Source organism: Pedobacter sp. 10L46_2 (assembly GCF_056395165.1).
In genome coordinates this window covers 1-2,435 of record NZ_JBFTIZ010000499.1, presented here as the reverse complement: position 1 = coordinate 2,435, position 2,435 = coordinate 1, and the positions used below count along the sequence as shown (strand labels likewise).

The window sequence follows — 2,435 nt, the reverse complement described above, 5'->3', positions numbered from 1 at the left end:
GTGTATTGTATTGGCTTAAGTGTTGTGACTATTCAAATAAGATTATCTATTTCTAAAAGTAGAGATATAAGGTCAGCTTACCAAGCAAGTATTTTGTTATGGAACAAATAAATTAAAACTATTAATCGTTTGTTATATTGGAGCGTGTTTATAATTCCAGTTTAAATTTTTGCGAAATACATGATTAAAGTTTTAATAACAAGAAAAATACCTCAACGGGGAATTCAATTACTCGAAGAAGCGGGTTATAAACTGACTATTTATACGGAAAAAAGGTCCTTGCCACAGAAAGAGCTAATTGAGCTTTGCAAAAATAATGATGCTCTGCTAAGTGCAGGATCTAACAAATTAAATGCTCACTTTTTTGAGGAGTGCAGTCACCTGAAAGCTGTAGCATTGATGAGTGTTGGGTATGATAACGTAGATATTGAAGCAGCAACCTCTTATAAAATACCTGTTAGCAATACTCCTGATGTACTTAGTAATGCCACCTCAGATGTGGCCTTTCTCTTGATGCTCGCGGTATCCCGTAATGCCTTTCAGATGCATAAAAGAATTGAACGCGGTGGTTGGTCGTTTTTTGAGCCCACCGCAAATTTAGGAATAGAATTAAAAGGAAAAACACTTGGTGTTTTTGGTTTGGGAAGGATCGGGGTAGAGCTTGCTAAAAAGGCTAAGGCAGCATACGACATGAATGTCATTTATCACAATAGAAATCGCAATACTGAAGCAGAGGAAATATTGGATGCAAAATATGTTTCTTTTGATCAGCTATTATCCGAAAGTGATGGTTCATGCCAATCTTTCAAACGAAACCAAGAATTTATTCAATGGATCTGCGTTCGAAAAAATGAAGCGCAGCGCTTTGTTTATCAATACAGCAAGGGGAGGCTTACACAATGAAGCCGATCTGATTAACGCAATTCAAGATAAAACCATATGGGGAGCGGGTCTGGATGTTACCAATCCCGAACCTATGGATAAAGATAATCCCTTGCTTAATTTGCCGAATGTTTGTGTGCTGCCACATATTGGTTCTGCAACTGAAGAAACCAGGGACAAGATGGCCGTTATGGCTGCAGATAACCTGATTGCCGCATTAAGTAACAAAGTAATGCCGCAGATCATTAATCGCGAAGTTTACAGTAGTAATCATTAAATTGCCACATAATTCAAATTTCATGAAAAACTTACTTTTAAAAACGATAGCTGTTTTGTTAATCTTTGTTGCCAATTCAAATATTTCTAAAGCACAACAAATACCGTCTGCTCAGTTACAGAGCAATCCTTGGACTAAGAGTCAACTTATGGAGCCTTCTGTTCTGGCAAATATGATCGAAAAAGGGCAGAAAATCCGTATTTATAACATTGGTGTTGTTGAAGATATAAAAGGTGCCACACACCTTGGCGCTGCCAGTGAGAAACAAAATGTAGAAAAGCTGACTAAAGTAATAAAAGGCCTTCCAAAAAATGAAATGATAGTAGTGTATTGCGGCTGCTGTCCAATGGATAAATGCCCTAACATCAGGCCTGCCTTTAAAGCGTTAAATGAGCAAAAGTTCACGAAAGCATATTTATTAAATTTAACAGTTAATTTAAAAACTGAATGGATCAATAAAGGCTATCCGCTAGCCCAAACCGTTAAATAAAAACCCGTCAAATATTTGCTATATTAGTTCCTAAAAAAAGAAAATGTCTCGAAAATTAGTTCCGGCTTCTACGCTCTTCTTGTGCTTGATAACGTTGCTTGTTCAGGCCCAAACAACAACATCATCAGTTGGAATCACTCCCGTTAACGCTTTGTCACATTACCTGAATAACGGTGATAACACCTACAAATGGGAAGTAAAGGACTCTTATGATCTTGATGAACTGAAAGTATACAGTATTCTGCTTACTTCGCAAAAGTGGAGAGAATACACCTGGACCCACCAGCTTAGCATAATCGTTCCAAAAGAAAATAAGTACGACGGAGCGTTGTTGTTTATTACCGGTGGAAGCATAAATAAAGAAGGCATGCCAAATTGGAGTGATAAAGGCGATGGCCTGGTTAAAAGTTTTAGTGCAATAGCAAAAGAAAACAAAGCTGTGGTTGCCATACTCAAGCAGGCACCGAATCAACCTCTTTATAATAATTTAACGGAAGATGCATTAATATCATACACACTTCATAATTACAAAAAAGATGGCGATTACAGCTGGCCATTGTTATTCCCAATGGTTAAATCTGCAAAAAGAGCGATGGATGCCGTTCAGGAATTTTCTAAACAAAAACTACATCATAGTATTAACCGTTTCGTGGTATCGGGGGCATCCAAACGTGGCTGGACAACCTGGCTTACCGGAGCTTCTGATAAACGGGTAACCGCAATTGCACCAATGGTGATCGATATGCTGAACATGCCGGTAAGTATGAACTATCAAATCAAGGTTTG

2 protein-coding genes and 1 pseudogene are annotated in these 2,435 nt (G+C 37.9%); all 3 read left to right on the top strand.

What is annotated here, in order from left to right:
* Positions 1-180 precede the first annotated feature (180 nt).
* Positions 181-1,159 (top strand): annotated as a pseudogene (locus AC1DDX_RS27240) (2-hydroxyacid dehydrogenase).
* A 22-nt stretch (positions 1,160-1,181) separates the two neighbouring features.
* Entirely contained in the window at positions 1,182-1,649 is a 468-nt protein-coding gene (locus AC1DDX_RS27235) for a rhodanese-like domain-containing protein (RefSeq protein WP_337717801.1), read from the top strand.
* Between the two features lie 43 nt (positions 1,650-1,692).
* On the top strand, positions 1,693-2,435 hold a 743-nt coding region (locus AC1DDX_RS27230), incomplete at its 3' end, for a PhoPQ-activated protein PqaA family protein (protein WP_477623010.1).